This is a genomic window from Gemmobacter denitrificans (assembly GCF_036964905.1).
Taxonomy (GTDB): Bacteria; Pseudomonadota; Alphaproteobacteria; order Rhodobacterales; family Rhodobacteraceae; genus Gemmobacter; species Gemmobacter denitrificans.
Map to the genome: position 1 here is coordinate 71,377 of NZ_JBALHR010000002.1, position 14,648 is coordinate 86,024.

12 protein-coding genes are annotated in these 14,648 nt (G+C 64.3%); 10 read left to right on the forward strand and 2 right to left on the reverse strand.

Annotation, left to right across the window (positions count from 1 at the left end; translation table 11 throughout):
• The first annotated feature begins 6 nt into the window (after nt 1-6).
• Entirely contained in the window at nt 7-2,418 is a 2,412-nt protein-coding gene (locus V6590_RS03405; protein WP_335419569.1) for an ATP-dependent helicase, read from the forward strand.
• On the opposite strand, the gene V6590_RS03410 is transcribed toward V6590_RS03405, so the two are convergent.
• Complete coding sequence (locus tag V6590_RS03410; protein WP_335419571.1) at nt 2,394-3,584, reverse strand: benzoate/H(+) symporter BenE family transporter; 1,191 nt, start codon at nt 3,582-3,584, stop codon at nt 2,394-2,396. The two genes, V6590_RS03405 and V6590_RS03410, sit on opposite strands and share 25 nt — an antisense overlap.
• A 541-nt stretch (nt 3,585-4,125) precedes the next feature.
• Nucleotides 4,126-4,335, reverse strand: a complete 210-nt coding sequence (locus V6590_RS03415) for a DUF1127 domain-containing protein (protein WP_335419574.1) — start codon at nt 4,333-4,335, stop codon at nt 4,126-4,128.
• A 266-nt stretch (nt 4,336-4,601) separates the two neighbouring features.
• Here V6590_RS03415 and V6590_RS03420 point away from each other — a divergent pair, with 266 nt between their 5' ends.
• The 9 genes from V6590_RS03420 to msrB all read left to right on the forward strand — a co-directional run bounded on the left by V6590_RS03420 (nt 4,602) and on the right by msrB (nt 14,639).
• Nucleotides 4,602-5,672 (forward strand): Mrp/NBP35 family ATP-binding protein, encoded by a 1,071-nt coding sequence (locus V6590_RS03420; RefSeq protein WP_335419575.1) that lies wholly within the window; start codon nt 4,602-4,604, stop codon nt 5,670-5,672.
• A 725-nt stretch (nt 5,673-6,397) separates the two neighbouring features.
• The gene (gene mraZ / locus V6590_RS03425; RefSeq protein WP_335419578.1) at nt 6,398-6,925 is read left to right on the forward strand and encodes a division/cell wall cluster transcriptional repressor MraZ; all 528 of its coding nucleotides are present in this window, start codon (nt 6,398-6,400) and stop codon (nt 6,923-6,925) included.
• Nucleotides 6,926-6,928: 3 nt separating this feature from the next.
• Complete coding sequence (gene rsmH / locus V6590_RS03430) at nt 6,929-7,909, forward strand: 16S rRNA (cytosine(1402)-N(4))-methyltransferase RsmH (protein WP_335419581.1); 981 nt, start codon at nt 6,929-6,931, stop codon at nt 7,907-7,909.
• Nucleotides 7,909-8,265, forward strand: coding sequence for a cell division protein FtsL (gene ftsL, locus V6590_RS03435; protein ID WP_335419583.1), 357 nt, complete (start codon nt 7,909-7,911; stop codon nt 8,263-8,265). Before rsmH ends, ftsL begins: the two co-directional genes overlap by 1 nt.
• Nucleotides 8,262-10,064: a peptidoglycan D,D-transpeptidase FtsI family protein gene (locus V6590_RS03440; RefSeq protein ID WP_335419586.1), complete on the forward strand. Its 1,803-nt coding sequence runs from the start codon at nt 8,262-8,264 to the stop codon at nt 10,062-10,064. The genes ftsL and V6590_RS03440 overlap by 4 nt, the downstream gene beginning before the upstream one ends.
• Nucleotides 10,065-10,076: 12 nt before the next feature.
• Complete coding sequence (locus tag V6590_RS03445; protein ID WP_335419591.1) at nt 10,077-11,558, forward strand: UDP-N-acetylmuramoyl-L-alanyl-D-glutamate--2,6-diaminopimelate ligase; 1,482 nt, start codon at nt 10,077-10,079, stop codon at nt 11,556-11,558.
• A gap of 2 nt (nt 11,559-11,560) precedes the next feature.
• Nucleotides 11,561-12,997 carry a UDP-N-acetylmuramoyl-tripeptide--D-alanyl-D-alanine ligase gene (locus tag V6590_RS03450; protein ID WP_335419594.1) on the forward strand — a complete coding sequence of 479 codons (1,437 nt, stop codon included), beginning with the start codon at nt 11,561-11,563 and terminating at the stop codon, nt 12,995-12,997.
• Nucleotides 12,997-14,079: a phospho-N-acetylmuramoyl-pentapeptide-transferase gene (gene mraY / locus V6590_RS03455; RefSeq protein ID WP_335419597.1), complete on the forward strand. Its 1,083-nt coding sequence runs from the start codon at nt 12,997-12,999 to the stop codon at nt 14,077-14,079. The genes V6590_RS03450 and mraY overlap by 1 nt, the downstream gene beginning before the upstream one ends.
• A 95-nt stretch (nt 14,080-14,174) precedes the next feature.
• On the forward strand, nt 14,175-14,639 hold the full coding sequence (gene msrB, locus V6590_RS03460) for a peptide-methionine (R)-S-oxide reductase MsrB (protein ID WP_335419600.1): 465 nt from the start codon (nt 14,175-14,177) through the stop codon (nt 14,637-14,639).
• Nucleotides 14,640-14,648 lie beyond the last annotated feature (9 nt).

Sequence of the window (14,648 nt, forward strand, 5' to 3'; positions counted from 1 at the left end):
TGCGGCATGACCCAGTTTGATGACAGCGATGCTTTCGAAGCGGCCATTCCCCTGTCGCAACGCGCCATGGCGGCGCGGCCGACGCCCTATCTTGATGCGCTGAACCCTGCGCAACGGGCGGCCGTTCTGGCCACCGATGGGCCGGTTCTGATGCTGGCTGGGGCTGGCACCGGCAAGACCAAGGCGCTGACGTCGCGCATCGTGCATCTGCTGGCCACCGGCAAGGCCCGCCCGAACGAAATCCTCGCGGTCACCTTTACCAACAAGGCCGCGCGCGAAATGAAAGACCGCGTGGCCGCGATGCTTGGCCAGGTGGAAGGGATGCCCTGGATGGGCACTTTCCATTCTGTCAGCGTCAAGATTCTGCGCCGCCATGCCGAACTCGTCGGGCTGAAAAGCAATTTCACCATTCTGGACAGTGACGATCAGCTGCGCCTGCTGAAACAGTTGATCACGGCGGCCAATATCGACGAAAAGCGCTGGCCTGCCCGCATGCTGGCCGGGTTGATCGACCATTGGAAGAACCGGGCCTGGACGCCAGCGAAGGTGCCCTCGTCCGAGGCGGGCGAGTACAACAATCGCGGCACCGAATTGTATGACCAGTATCAGGAACGTCTGCGCAGCCTGAATGCCTGTGATTTTGGCGACCTTCTGCTGCATTGCGTCACAATCTTTCAGGCCCATCCCGATGTGCTGACGCAATATCAGCGCTGGTTCCGCTATATCATGGTGGACGAATATCAGGATACCAACGTCGCCCAATACCTCTGGCTGCGGCTTCTGGCGCAGGCCCATCGCAACATCTGCTGCGTGGGCGATGATGACCAGTCGATCTATGGTTGGCGCGGCGCCGAAGTGGGCAATATCCTGCGGTTTGAAAAGGATTTTCCGGGGGCCGAAGTCATCCGGCTGGAACAGAACTACCGGTCAACCGAACATATCCTTGCCGCCGCCTCCGGGGTGATTGCCGCCAATTCCGACCGTCTGGGCAAGACGCTATGGACCGATGCGAAGGGCGGCGAGAAGGTGCGGCTGATCGGCCATTGGGATGGCGAGGAAGAGGCGCGCTGGATCGGCGAGGAGATCGAGGCGCTGCAGCGCGGCACGCGCGGGCTTGATCCTGTCGGGTTGAACGAACAGGCGATCCTGGTGCGTGCCAGCCACCAGATGCGTGCCTTCGAGGATCGGTTCCTGACCATCGGCCTGCCTTATCGCGTGATCGGCGGGCCACGGTTCTATGAGCGGTTGGAAATTCGCGATGCCATGGCCTATTTCCGGCTTGCCGTCAGCCCGGACGACGATCTGGCCTTTGAGCGCGTGGTGAACACGCCCAAACGGGGGCTGGGCGACAAGGCGCAGCAGGATATCCAGCGCATGGCGCGTGGCCATGGTCTCAGCCTGCTGGAAGGCGCGCGGATGCTGCTGGCCGAAGGCGGGATCGGCGGCAAGGGGGCAGGGCAATTGCGCGCCTTCGTGCAGGGGGTGGATCGCTGGCACGCGGCCATCCTGAACGCCCGCCCCGAACTGGCTGATGCGGTGATCGAACCCATGGTGCCCGATACCGCCCCGGCCAATGATATGGGCCATGTGCGGCTGGCCGAGGTGATCCTGGAGGAATCGGGCTATACCTCGATGTGGCAGAACGACAAGACACCCGAGGCGCCGGGGCGGCTGGAGAACCTCAAGGAACTTGTAAAGGCACTGGAACAATTCGACAGCCTGCAGGGTTTTCTCGAACACGTTTCGCTCATCATGGAAAATGACACCGAAGAGGCGGCCGAGAAGGTCACCATCATGACGCTGCACGGTGCCAAGGGGCTGGAATTTCCGGTGGTGTTCCTGCCGGGCTGGGAGGATGGGCTGTTCCCCAGTCAGCGCAGCATGGATGAAAGCGGCAAGAAGGGGCTCGAGGAAGAACGGCGGCTGGCCTATGTCGGCATCACGCGGGCAGAGAGGCTATGCACGATCAGTTTTGCCTCGAACCGCCGGGTTTATGGCCAATGGCAAAGCCAGTTGCCCTCGCGCTTCATTGATGAATTGCCGGTGCGCCATGTCGATGTGCTGACCATGCCGGGGTTGCAGGGCGGCTATGCCACCGCCAGTTTCGGCGCCAGTCAGGTCGAGCAGCGGGCCACAAAGGCCGATGTCTATAACTCGCCCGGCTGGCGCAGGCTGCAGGCACAATCCGCCGCGCGCCCGGTTGTCCAGCCGCGTGAGGCGCGCAACATGACCATCGACGCCACCGCAACGGCGCGCTTTGCAACCGGTGACAGGGTATTCCACCAGAAATTCGGCTATGGAACCGTGCAGGGGGTTGAAGGCGACAAACTCGATATCGGGTTTGACAAGGCCGGATCGAAGAAGGTTGTGGTGAGCTTTGTGACGCCTGCGCATCAATCCGACGATCTGCCCTTCTGATCCGCGCCGGGCGCCAGCCCCCTTTCTTTCCACAGTTCCAACCCATGAACAGCCAGCCCGGCCAGCAGGCCCCAGAAGGCCGCACCAATGCCAAGAGCCGGCGTGCCCGAGGCCGTCACAGCGATCGTCACTGCAGTAGGAAAGCGTGTGGCGGTGGTGGCAAAGGCCACGCTCGCCGCGCCCATGAAGGGACCCAGCAGGGCAAGGGCGACGATTGCTGTAATCAGAACGGGCGGCAGGGCCGCAAGGAGTGACAGGATCAGCGGGCTTGCAAGACCGAGCAGGACCCAGAACAGGGCATAGGCCAGACCCACAGGCCAACGGCGGCCGCGGTCGGGATGTACGTCATCGCCCATGCAGATCGCGGCGGTGATGGCAGCCATCGAAATGCTATGCGCCCCGGCCAATGCGATCAGCGCCGAGATCCCGCCCGTACCCAGCAGACTGGCCTGAACCGGCGGTTCAAAGCCTGCCGCGCGCAGCGTGGCAAAGCCGGGAAGGTTCTGCGAGGCCATGGTCACCAGATAAAGCGGCAGGGCCAGGCCAAGCAGGACGGTCGGGTCAAATTCCGGTGGGATGAAGGTCAGTTGCGGCAGCGGCAGGGTCAGTTGGGGAAGATGTGCCTGACCGGTTGCAAAACTGGCACCGATGCCCAGAGCCAGAGCGGCGAGAACGGCAAGCGCCGGGTTTTTCAACCGCACCAGGGCAAAGACCACGATAAGTGGCAGGGTCAGGGCAGGGAGGGCGACGGCCGTTTGCGGAAGTTTCAGACAGAAGGGCAGCAGCACACCCGCCAGCATCGCGGCGGCGATTGCGTCCGGGATCATGGCCACCAGACGCCCCAGCGGCCGGAGGGCGCCGGTCAGCGCGATCATCACACCGGTCAGGACAAACGCCCCCACACCTTGCGCCATGGTGACACCTTCGGTTGCGGCAATCAGCGCGGCTCCCGGGGTAGACCAAGCCAGCACGACCGGAACCCGCGCATGCCAGCTCAGCCAGGCTGACCCTGCCGCCTTGCCCAGGCAGATCGCCAGGACCCAGCTGCCGGTCTGTGCGGGTGTGGCACCTAGGGCAGCCGCAGCGGCAAGGACCAGCGCGATGGTGGAGCCATAGCCGACAAGGGCGGCTACTAGGGCGGCGAAGATCATGGAGGGGCGCATCATTCTTTCGGTCCCGGGGCGCTGTCAGGCGCGCGCATGGGCGCGACCTTGGTCAGGGCAGGACGAAGATGCAAGATCGGAAATGCAAGCGGCGACACCCGGGGAGGAGGTCGGGTGCCGCCGTCTATTGCCGTCGCCCCTCGCGGGGTGCGGAAGGCGCAGCCCGCGCCCGAGGGAGGAGGGGGCGGCTGCGGGTTCATGGCCCGGGAAGAGGTAGGCCACAAAGCCGGTGGGCCGATCAGGCCCGAATGAGGATGCGGCGGCCCCAGGGAGGAGGAGGGGGCCGCCGCGGAACCCAAGGCCCAGGGAGGAGGAGGGGCCAAGGATAGCGTTGGGCCGATCCGGCCCGAAAAGGGGTGCGACGATCCCAGGGAGGAGGAGGGGATCGCCGCTTTTGCTTCGGCCCAGGGAGGAGGAGGGGCCTCGCAACTTGGAGGAAGGCAGAGCTTCCGGTGTTCAAGTTGCGGCGGCATCAGGGAGGAGGAGAGATGCCGCCGCTTTTGATGCAAACCCCAGGGAGGAGGAGGGGGTCTTGCAAGAAATCTTATTTGCCGTAGGCGGCCTCATGGGCCAAGCTGCGGATCGCGCTGTGATGAATGCCCAGATCAGCCAGTTCCTTGGCGCTCAGGGCGTTCAGTTCGCGCATCGTCTGCCGATAGATGGCACGCTGTGCCATGGCCTTGCGGAAGCTGCCTGCGATGGCGGCAATCCGGTCAGCCAGACCGACAGCGCGGGAAGTGTTAACATATGCCATGGTCGGTGCCTCGGGTCTGTTTGCGCTCACATCCGGTGGGTCGATCCCGCCATCCTTTGCGCTGTTGATCTGAAGATGGGGCAAATGCTGCGACTGCACAATGTTCATTGCTGCAATGCAGCCATGCGCGATCCGCATGGCTGGATGCGGAATTTACCTAAAGGAAACAGGCGCTTCTTGTAAATTTTGAGCAGATGGTAAACCAGCCCTTGCCCTTTTGTGCAAGACGCACAAGGTTCAGGCGGTTCGGGAATGGAGATCAGGCCATGGTGACGCGGGAAGATGTCTTGGGGGTTCTGGCGCAGGTCGCAACGCCTGGGGGGGGCAGTCTCGTGTCGCGCGATGCGATTCGAGCCTTGCGGGTAGAGGGGGGGCTGGTCAGCTTTGTGATCGAGGCGGCAACACCGGATGAGGCGCGCCAGTTTGCGCCGGTTCAGGCCGCCGCCGAAACCGCTTTGCGCGCCTTGCCGGGGGTGGAGCGGGTGCAGGTGGTGATGACGGCACATGGCCCCACCGCGAAGCCCGCAGCTCCCAGCCTCAAGATCGGTGGCCATCCCACGCCGCAACAGGGCGGACCGAAACGTGTCAGTGGGATTGATCGCATCATCGCCATCGGGTCAGGCAAGGGCGGGGTGGGCAAATCGACCGTGTCGTCGAACCTTGCGGTGGCGCTGGCGCGGCAGGGGCGGCGCGTCGGTCTGCTTGACGCAGATATCTACGGCCCCAGCCAGCCGCGCATGATGGGGGTGAACAAGCGCCCGGCCAGCCCCGATGGCAAGACCATCATCCCTTTGCAGGCGCATGGCGTGACGGTCATGTCGATCGGCTTCATGCTGAAAGAGGATGAGGCGGTAATCTGGCGCGGCCCGATGCTGATGGGGGCCTTGCAGCAATTGATCGAGCAGGTGGCCTGGGGGGAGCTGGATGTCTTGCTCATCGACCTGCCACCGGGCACCGGCGATATTCAGCTGACCCTTGCGCAGCGCTTTGCGCTGACCGGGTCCATCGTCGTGTCAACCCCGCAGGATGTGGCGATGCTGGATGCGCGCAAGGCGCTGGACATGTTCGGCAAGCTGAAGGTGCCGGTGCTGGGACTGGTGGAAAACATGTCCACCTATATCTGCCCCAATTGCGGGCACGAGGCGCATCTGTTTGGCCATGGGGGCGTGGCGGCAGAGGCGGCGAAGATCGGTGTGCCCTTCCTGGGCGAATTGCCGCTGGATATCGAAACGCGTCTGGCGGGCGATGCGGGCACACCCATTGCGACGGGCGAAGGGGCAATGGCCGAGGCCTATGCCCGGCTGGCCCGCCGTCTGATTGACGGCGGCATGAGCTGACCGGCCGCACAGCCGACGCCTGATCCGGCCCCGCCCCGCAAGGGTCGGGGCCTTTTCATTGGTGCTGAACGGGAAATGATGGGACGGACGGGAAAAGGTGGGATGCGCCGTCCTTCCCCCGGTCACACCGAATCACCTGAGCGTGAACAAAACGGGAATTTGGGGCCGATCTACGGTGTCACCCGCTTCCCTGAGCAGTTTCAGGGATTTGCCGGGCAATGTTCATGCAAATTTCACGCACGATCCGGGATCAGGTGGGAAAATTCTGGGCGGGCTAGATTTAGTGTATCACGGCAGCGTGTTTCGCCAGAATTAGTGCAATCTGATGTCGTCATGCCCTCTATATCTGGTGCTGGGGCAAGGTCCTCGGCAAAATCTGCCCGGGTTTGGCCAAAGATTTCCATTGCGTACCATGCTTTCCCGTGGCATCCCTTTCTTACGGAAGACGAAGAGAAGTGAAAAACAAGGGGCGACCAAGACCCCAAGGCGAAAAGCAGGTTTCATACAGGCCTCAACGTCTTCCGAAATTGCCGGTGCGCGGGCGAGCAGACATCTCCCCCAGGTGGCTACGCGCAGCCGGTACGACCCGGCGACGGGACAGACGGCGGATCGAGCAGTGGCAGCCGCTCGATCCGCCGATTTCGTTTCTGGCTGCGCAACAGTGAATCACGCCCGGCACCGTCGGGCAACCGGAAAAGCGGCAGGGCCGACAGGGACATAGGGCAGTGTCAGAGGCGTTCAGAGGCGAGTTCAACCAAAAGGTTGACGGAAAGGCGCGGGTCTCGATCCCGGCGCCGTTTCGCCGTGTCCTCGAAGCCGGTGATCCCTCGTTCAGCGAAGGCAATCGTCCCAAATTCGTGATGGTCTATGGTGGTGGCGCGGCCCGGGCCTATGTCGAATGTTACACCCTGACCGAAATGAAGAAGCTGGAGGCGAAGATCCGCCGCATGGCGCCCGGCACGGCCGCCCGCCGCGCGCTGGAGCGCAATTTCATCACGCTGTCGCAAGTGGCCGAGATTGACGAAGACGGCCGCATCGTTCTGCCCCCCAAGGTGCGCGAAAAGATCGCGCTGACGGCGGATGACCTGAAAGAAGGTGCCGAGGCGATCTTTGCCGGGTCGCTGGAAACCTTTCAGATCTGGCGCCGTGATGCCTATGAGGCGCAGATGGCCGAGGATGAGGCGCTCGATCTTGACCTGCCGGAAGGGGCGGACCTGCTGTCGCTGCTGCCCCACGATCCCGAGGCGGCCTGACCCATGGAAGACCGCGCACCGCATATTCCGGTGCTTCTGACGCCCCTGCTGGCGGCCTGCGCACCGGTGACCGGGCGCTGGCTGGATGGCACCTTCGGGGCGGGGGGCTATACCAAGGGTCTGTTGGAGGCCGGGGCCGACCACGTGACAGGGGTGGACCGCGATCCGCTGGCGCTGCAGATGGCAGAGCCATGGGCGGGGGCCTATGGCGACCGGTTGTCGCTGGTGGCGGGCACGTTTTCGCAACTGGATCACTATGACACCGATCTGGATGGCGTCGTGCTGGATCTGGGCGTGTCGTCCATGCAACTGGATCAGGCCGAACGCGGATTTTCCTTTCAGAAGGATGGCCCGCTCGACATGCGGATGAGCCAGTCGGGCCGATCTGCCGCCGATCTGGTGAATGACACCGATGAAGCGGTGCTGGCCGATATCCTGTATCTTTATGGTGAAGAACGCGCCTCGCGCCGGATTGCACGCGCCATTGTCGAGGCCCGCGCCCGCGCGCCCATCGACACCACGCTGCAGTTGGCCGAAATCGTTGCCCGCTGCCTGCCGCGCCCGAAACCTGGCCAAAGTCATCCCGCGACCCGCAGCTTTCAGGCCATCCGCATCGCGGTGAATACCGAATTTGACGAACTGGCCGAAGGGCTTGCCGCTGCGGAACGGGCGCTGAAACCGGGCGGTCTGCTGGCCGTGGTGACCTTCCACAGTCTTGAGGATCGCATCGTGAAGCGGTTTTTCCAGACCCGCGCCACCGAAGAACAGGGCAACCGCTATGCCCCGCGTGCGGCTGGCCCTGCGCCCAGTTTCACGCTGGTGACCCGCCGTGCCGTCGGGCCGGATGATGTGGAACTGGCCCAGAACCCGAGGTCGCGTTCCGCCAAGCTGCGTGTCGGACGCCGCACGGCTGACCCGGCCCACAAGCTTGACCTTGCGGCCATAGATGTGCCGCTGATCCGCCAGAAAGGAGCGCGCCGCTGATGAAGGCCCTTGCCTATCTTCTGACCGCCCTTGCCGTGATCGGGCTCGGCTTCTGGGCCTACAAGGAAAACTATGCCACCCAGCAGGCGTTGAAGGATGTTGCGCGGCTGAATGCCGAAATCGCCGATCTGCGCGAGGCGCTGTCGATCCAGCGGGCCGAATGGGCCTATCTGAACCGGCCTGATCGCCTGCGTGAACTGGCCACCATCAATTTCGACCGGCTTGGCCTTCTGCCACTGGAACCCGCGCAATTCGGTCAGGTCAGCCATGTGGCCTATCCCCCGCCTGATCTGCCCGATCTGGGGCCGCTTCAGGGCCCGGTGGACGTGATCGGCGATCAGGAGCAACAGCCATGACCGAGACGCGCATCCCGCTGCGCCCGCTGTCGCGGGTGCTGACTGCCCGCGCTGCCGGGGAAAACCCGGATCATATCGAACGCGAGAACCTGCGCGCCCGGCATGAGGTGTTGCGCGAAAAGGCCCGGGGCCGGGCCGAGGGGCGGCTGCTGTTTCTGGGGCTGGCCTTCTTCATGGCCTTTACCGTGATCGGGGCCCGCATGGGCCTGCTGGCGGCGTCGGAACCGATGGAACCGCGCTCGGCCGCGCCCGGTGCGCCGATCCTGGCGCAGCGCGCCGATATCACCGACCGCAATGGCCGGGTTTTGGCCACCAATCTTGTGACCCATGCGCTTTATGCCCAGCCCAAGGATATGGTCGATCCCGCCCGGGTGGCCCGCGAACTGGCGGTGATCTTCCCCGATCTGAAGGAAGATGATCTGAAGCGCCGCCTGACCGATGGCCGCAGTTTCCTGTGGATCAAGAAGAAGCTCAGCCCCGAACAGATGCAGAAAGTGCATGAAATCGGTGATCCGGGCCTCTTGTTCGGCCCGCGCGAGATGCGGCTTTACCCCAATGGGCGGCTGGCCGCGCATGTGCTGGGTGGGGCAAGCTTTGGCGCCGAAGGTGTGCACAGCGCCGAAGTGATCGGCACTGCGGGGCTGGAGAAGTTCCTAGATGCCCGGCTGCGCGATCCGGGGCAGGCAGCAGAGCCGCTGGCGCTTTCGCTGGATCTGACGGTTCAGGCCACGGTGACCGAGGTTCTGGACACCGGCATGAAGATGATGAATGCCAAGGGGGCGGCGGCCATCCTGATGGATGTGCGCACGGGCGAAATCCTCAGCCTTGTGTCACTGCCTGATTTCGATCCGAATGACCGGCCAAACCCCCTGGTCAAGGGCGATCCGGCGGACAGCCCGCTGTTCAACCGCGCGGTTCAGGGCGTCTATGAACTGGGATCGACCTTCAAGATCTTTGCCGCTGCGCAGGCGATGGAACTGGGGCTTGTGTCGCCCGACACCATGGTCGATGCCAATGCGCCGATGATCTGGGGCAAGCACAAGATCAAGGAATTTCAGGGCAAGAACTATGGCCCGCTGCTGACGGTCAGCGATGTGATTGCCAAATCCTCCAACGTGGGCACAGCGCATATCGCGCTGATGATCGGCGGGCTGCGGCAACAGGCCTTTCTGAAATCGCTGGGGTTCTTCGAACCCACCCCGCTGGAGATGGTGGAGGCGAAAAGCTCGCGCCCGCTGATCCCGGCCAAATGGCCCGATATCGTGACCATCACCGCATCCTATGGCCATGGGATGAGCGCAAGCCCGATGCATCTGGCCGCCGCCTATGCGGCCATCGGCAATGGCGGGATCGCGGTGCAGCCCACGCTGTTGCGCCGCTCCTCGGCACCCGAGGGGACACGGGTTCTGAAGGAAGAGGTCGCGCGCCATTCGGTGGCCATGCTGCGCGGCGTGGTCGAACATGGCACTGCGTCCTATGCCAAGGTCGAAGGCTATGCCATCGCAGGCAAGACCGGCACCGCCGACAAGCCGAAACCGACTGGCGGTTACTACAAGGACAAGGTCATCAACACCTTTGCCAGCATGTTTCCGGCGGGCGATCCGCGCTATGTGCTGATCGTCACGCTGGATGAGCCGGTCGATACATCGGGGTCTGAACCGCGCCGCACCGCTGGCTATACTGCCGTGCCGATTGCCGCCGAAGTGGTGCGGCGGACGGCCCCGCTGCTGGGGTTGCGGCCCGAGATTGAACTTGCCCCCAAGGATGGGGTAACAGCCGTCGTCCAGACCAACGATTGAAGGCGGCATATCATGGCGGAACGCAGCGCGACGCTCAAGCATCTGGGGCTGACCGCCAAGGCGGGGCGTGAGGCGCGGGTCACAGGGCTTGCCGTGGACAGCCGGGCAGTCAGGCCCGGCTTCCTCTTTGCCGCGCTGCCCGGTAGCCGGGTGCATGGCGCGACCTATGTGCCCGCCGTGCTGGCGCAGGGGGCCAGCGCAATTCTGACCGATGCCGAAGGGGCGCAGATTGCGGCCTCAGCGCTTGAGGGATCATCTGCGGCGCTGGTGGTGGTCTCGGATGCCCGGGCAGCGCTGTCCTGCGCGGCGTCGCTGTGGTTCGCGGCCCAGCCCGCGACCATGACTGCCGTCACCGGCACCAATGGCAAGACCAGCGTGGCCACCTTTACCCGCCAGATCTGGGCGGCGCTTGGACATGCCGCCATCAATATCGGCACAACCGGGGTCGAAGGGGCATGGGCGGCGCCGTCTTCGCATACCACACCTGACCCGATCACCCTGCATGCCATGCTGGCGCAGGCGACCCAGGCGGGCGTGACCCATGCGGCGATGGAGGCCTCCAGCCATGGGCTGGATCAGCACCGGCTGGATGGTGTCCGGCTGAAAGCGGCGGGCTTCACCAATTTCACCCAGGATCATCTGGATTATCACGGCACGTTCGAGGCCTATTTCGCCGCCAAGGCCGCCTTGTTTGACCGCGTCCTGCCGCCGGACGCGGCTGCGGTCATCAACATGAACGATCCCAAGGGGGCCGATATGGCCGCCATTGCCACGGCCAAGGGGCAGCGCCTGATCACCGTGGGCCATGATGCGGGCCATGATCTGTGCATCGGCGCGCAGCGGTTTGATGCGACGGGGCAAGAGGTGCGCTATTTCTGGCAGGGCCAGCCCTATCAGGTGCGGCTGAACCTTGTCGGCGGCTTTCAGGCGGAAAATGTGGCGCTGGCGGCAGGCATGGTCATCGGTGCGGGCGAAAGCCCGGGCGATGTGTTCCGGGTGCTGCCGCAGCTTTCGGGCGTGCGCGGGCGGATGCAATTGGCCGCCACGCGCGGCAATGGCGCGGCGGTCTATGTCGATTACGCGCATACGCCCGATGCCTTGGCCACCGCGATCCAGGCGCTGCGCCCGCATGTGATGGGGCGGCTGGTCGTGGTGTTCGGCGCAGGCGGCGACCGCGACCGGACCAAGCGCCCGCTGATGGGGGCGGCTGCGGCAGCCCATGCCGATGTGGTCTTCGTGACCGATGACAATCCGCGCAGCGAAGACCCGGCAACGATCCGCGCCGCGATCCTTGCGGCCTGCCCCGAGGCGACCGAAGTGGGTGACCGGGCCGAGGCGATCCTGCGCGGGGTTGATGCGCTGCAGCCGGGGGATGCGCTGTTGGTGGCGGGCAAGGGCCATGAAACCGGACAGGTGATCAAGGGCGATATTTTCCCCTTTGACGATGTCGAACAGGCCTCTATCGCGGTGGCCGCACTGGATGGGGTGATCTGACGATGGCGCTGTGGACATCAGCCGAGGCGGTGGCGGCAACCGGGGGGCATACGCCCTGCGACTGGCAGGCCGGGGGCGTGTCGATCGACACCCGCACGCTGCAGCCCGGCGATCTGTTCGTGGCACTGAAGGATGTGCGCGACGGCCATGATTTCGTGGCGCAGGCTTTGGCAAAGGGGGCCGCCGCTGCGCTGGTCAGCCGCGTGCCCGAAGGCGTGGCCCCGGATGCGCCGCTGTTGCTGGTGCCCGATGTGCTGGCAGGGCTGGAGGCCATGGGCCGCGCTGCGCGGGCGCGCACAAAGGCGCGGGTGATCGGGGTGACCGGGTCGGTTGGCAAGACCTCGACCAAGGAAATGCTGCGCGCCATGCTGGCGGGGCAGGGCAAGGTCCATGCCGCCGAAGCCAGCTATAACAACCATTGGGGCGTGCCGCTGACCCTGGCGCGGATGCCGACCGAGGCCGATTTCGCGGTGATCGAGATTGGCATGAACCACCCGGGCGAAATTGCCCCGCTGGCGCGGATGGCCGATCTGGATGTGGCCGTGATCACCACGGTGGCCCCGGCGCATCTGTTCGCCTTTGAAAACATCGAAGGCATCGCGCGCGAAAAGGCCGCCATTCTGGATGGGCTGCGGGCCGGGGGCGTGGCCATCCTGCCCGAAGGCCTGACGGTTTCACCCATCCTGTTGGCCAAGGCCGCCGCGATGGGCGTGTCTGCGGTCACCTTTGCGGAAAAAGGGGCCGATTGGCAGATTGCCACTGCGCAATGGGGCGCGGAAGCCAGCGCGGTTCAGGCCGAAACACCTGCCGGGCGGCGGCTGTTCCGCGTGCAGTCTCCGGGGCGACATTTTGCGGTGAATGCGCTTGCAGTTCTGGCCGTTGCCGATGCCCTGCATCTGGACCCGGTACTGTCGGCGCAGGGGCTGGGTCGCTGGCAGCCACCTGCGGGACGCGGGCAGCGCGAAAGGATCATCGTCGATACGGTGGAAGATACCGGCTTTGACCTGATCGACGATGCGTTCAACGCCAATCCCGCCTCCATGACTGCCAGCCTGGACGTGCTGGCCTTGCTGCCGCCCACCGATCATCTTGGCCGGGTCCAGAAGGGCCGCCGCATTGCCATTCTGGGCGACATGCTGGAACTGGGGAAAACCGAACTTGCGCTGCATGCCGCGATTGCCACCCACCCTGCGATGGACAGCATCGCGCTGGTGCATTGCGTGGGCACCCGGATGAAGGCGCTGCATGACGTGCTGCCCGCCGCGCGGCGGGGCCTTTGGGTCCCTGCCGCAACCGATCTGCTGCCCAGGGTGGCCGGGCTGGTCGATGCGGGCGATGTCGTGCTGGTCAAGGGATCGAAGGGCAGCAAGGTCAGCCTTGTGGTCGAGGCGCTGCGCAAGCTGGGGCAAGGGCGCCCCCAAGAAGAAGGAACAGAGTAATGCTTTACCTCCTCACGCAGTTCTCCGATGGCGGGGACCTGTTCAACCTGTTCCGCTATATCACCTTTCGGGCCGGCGGTGCCTTTGCAACCGCGCTGGTGTTTGGTTTCCTGTTCGGCAGGCCGCTGATCAACCTGCTGCGCCGCAAGCAGGGCAAGGGCCAGCCGATCCGTGATGATGGCCCGGCCAGCCATTTTTCCAAGGCAGGCACGCCGACCATGGGCGGGCTGCTGATCCTGTCTGCTCTTGTCGTGTCCACCTTGCTGTGGGCGCGGCTGGACAATCCCTATGTCTGGATTGTGCTGCTGGTGACGCTGGGCTTTGGCCTGATCGGCTTTGCCGATGATTTCGCCAAGGTGACCAAGCAGAACACCAAGGGCGTTTCAGGACGGGTGCGCATGGCGCTTGGGCTGTTGATTGCGGCGCTGGCCTCCTATGCCGCAGCGCGGTTCCACCCCGAGGCGCTGACCAACCAGCTGGCGCTGCCCTTCTTCAAGGATGCGCTGGTCAACCTGGGCTGGTTCTTCGTGCCCTTTGGCATGATCGTGGTGGTTGGGGCGGCCAATGCGGTGAACCTGACCGATGGGCTGGACGGGCTGGCGATCATGCCGGTGATGATCGCGGGCGGCACGCTTGGCGTGATCGCCTATGCGGTGGGGCGGGCAGACTTTACCGAATATCTGGGCGTGCATTTCGTGCCGGGCACCGGCGAGTTGTTGATCTTCACTGCCGCGCTGTTCGGCGGGGGCCTGGGCTTTCTGTGGTACAACGCCCCCCCGGCGGCGGTGTTCATGGGCGACACAGGCAGCCTTGCTTTGGGTGGGGCTCTTGGGGCGATTGCCGTCTGCACCAAGCATGAAATCGTGCTGGCCATCGTAGGCGGCCTGTTCGTGGTCGAGGCGCTGAGTGTGATCATCCAGGTGCTTTATTTCAAGCGCACCGGACGGCGGGTGTTCCTGATGGCGCCGATCCACCACCATTTCGAAAAGAAAGGCTGGGCCGAGCCGCAGATCGTGATCCGCTTCTGGATCATTTCGCTCATCCTTGCGCTGATCGGTCTGGCCACGCTGAAGGTGCGCTGACCCCCGCGCGTTCCGCGATCCCGTTCGCGTGATCGCGGAAACTCTGGCGTGTCTGGCTGCGTATATCAGGGCAAACCCGGATAAGGAGACGCCATATGAACCGCCGTGCCCTGCTGACATCAGCCCTTGCCCTGCTGGCGGCCCGCCCCGCGCTGGCCAAGGGCAGTGCCCAGTTTCCCTTTCAACTGAGCGACAGTGAATGGCGGGTGCGACTGTCGCCCGCTGCTTATGCCGTGCTGCGCGAAGAGGATACCGAACGCGCCTTCACTTCGCCCCTGAATGATGAAAAGCGGGCGGGCATCTACCATTGCGCGGGCTGCGATCAGGCGCTTTATGACGCCCGCCACAAATTCGACAGCGGCACCGGCTGGCCTTCCTTCTGGCAGGCGCTGCCCGGTGCGGTGGGCAATCGGGAAGACAACAGCTTCTTTTCCACCCGGATCGAGGAACATTGCAGCAATTGCGGCGGCCATCTGGGCCATGTCTTTGACGATGGCCCCGCCCCGACTGGCAAGCGCCATTGCATCAACGGTGTCGCCCTGCGCTTTGTTGCGACCTGAGCATTGTCC

Excerpts from the sequence above, each read along its gene's own strand:
- V6590_RS03405 (WP_335419569.1), top strand. The coding sequence starts at position 7 with ATGACCCAGTTTGATGACAGCGATGCTTTCGAAGCGGCCATTCCCCTG.
- V6590_RS03410 (WP_335419571.1), bottom strand. The coding sequence starts at position 3,584 with ATGATGCGCCCCTCCATGATCTTCGCCGCCCTAGTAGCCGCCCTTGTC.
- V6590_RS03415 (WP_335419574.1), bottom strand. The coding sequence starts at position 4,335 with ATGGCATATGTTAACACTTCCCGCGCTGTCGGTCTGGCTGACCGGATT.
- V6590_RS03420 (WP_335419575.1), top strand. The coding sequence starts at position 4,602 with ATGGTGACGCGGGAAGATGTCTTGGGGGTTCTGGCGCAGGTCGCAACG.
- rsmH (WP_335419581.1), top strand. The coding sequence starts at position 6,929 with ATGGAAGACCGCGCACCGCATATTCCGGTGCTTCTGACGCCCCTGCTG.
- ftsL (WP_335419583.1), top strand. The coding sequence starts at position 7,909 with ATGAAGGCCCTTGCCTATCTTCTGACCGCCCTTGCCGTGATCGGGCTC.
- V6590_RS03440 (WP_335419586.1), top strand. The coding sequence starts at position 8,262 with ATGACCGAGACGCGCATCCCGCTGCGCCCGCTGTCGCGGGTGCTGACT.
- V6590_RS03445 (WP_335419591.1), top strand. The coding sequence starts at position 10,077 with ATGGCGGAACGCAGCGCGACGCTCAAGCATCTGGGGCTGACCGCCAAG.
- V6590_RS03450 (WP_335419594.1), top strand. The coding sequence starts at position 11,561 with ATGGCGCTGTGGACATCAGCCGAGGCGGTGGCGGCAACCGGGGGGCAT.
- mraY (WP_335419597.1), top strand. The coding sequence starts at position 12,997 with ATGCTTTACCTCCTCACGCAGTTCTCCGATGGCGGGGACCTGTTCAAC.
- msrB (WP_335419600.1), top strand. The coding sequence starts at position 14,175 with ATGAACCGCCGTGCCCTGCTGACATCAGCCCTTGCCCTGCTGGCGGCC.